Source organism: Pseudomonas sp. IT-P2 (assembly GCF_949767575.1).
GTDB classification, from domain to species: Bacteria; Pseudomonadota; Gammaproteobacteria; order Pseudomonadales; family Pseudomonadaceae; genus Aquipseudomonas; species Aquipseudomonas pharyngis.
This window is the reverse complement of sequence record NZ_CATKQA010000028.1, coordinates 1-844: the sequence shown is the minus strand read 5'-3', so window position 1 is coordinate 844 and position 844 is coordinate 1. Positions and strand designations below refer to the sequence as shown.

The following is an 844-nucleotide window of genomic DNA, read 5'->3' as shown; positions in this document are numbered from 1 at the left end:
AACAGACTGTGTGAAAACACACTGACAGGCCTTAGACCAAACGCCCCGACTTATTCGGGGCGTTTGTTTTTGTGCTGAAAAAGGCTCTTCAGCCCATCAGTTGCATCATTTTTTTGGCTCCCAGGACACTGATCGCCCGCTTGAAGTTGTACGCGGTCACGGCCAGTGCCATTTCAGCTTTCGTCCCTTCAAGTTGTCGTAGCAAGAACCGCCCGTTCCCAAATAGCCATTGTTTGAGATTGCCAAACGGGTGCTCCACGATGGATCTGCGTCGCTCCATCATCTCTGGATGCAGTTGCATCCGCTGTGCCATACGCTCAAAGGCTTCCTCTTGTGCGTGGCGTGAGACATAGCGGCGCTGAGCCGTTGTACATTGGGCTTTCAGCGCACATCCAGCGCAGTCGCTGACTGCCGCCTGGTAGATCCGGTCGCCTTTGTAACGCTGTTTCAGGGTTAGCCATTGACCTGCCGGGCACTGGTATCGATCCTGTTCAGCGTCATAGGTAAAGTCCTGGCGCTCGAATAATGTCTCTCCGCCTGGGTTCGAAGTTCGATTTGGCGGCACGTACACGGTAATGGAGGCCTCCTCGCACGCCTGGAATTGCTGGCCATTTGAGTAGCCCATATCGGCCGTCACGGTCAGCGTGTCCTGCCCCAGTTCGGCCTTGGCAGCTTTAGCTATGGGTTCAAGCTGTTTGCGGTCGTCACCATCTTGCGTCACCTCATGGTGCAAAATCAGACAGTGCTCTGCGTCCACGGCTGTTTGCACGTTATAGGCAACACGCGCCCCCTTTGGCGTGCGCATCATTCGGGCATCGCTTTCGTGCGTGTTGAATTGCTCCAG

At 55.2% G+C, this 844-nt stretch carries 1 pseudogene; it reads right to left on the bottom strand.

The annotated features are described in order from the left end of the window. Nucleotides 1–88: 88 nt before the first annotated feature. A pseudogene (locus ACM6JM_RS16025) lies at nt 89–844 on the bottom strand (IS1182-like element ISPfl3 family transposase); the annotation flags it as partial.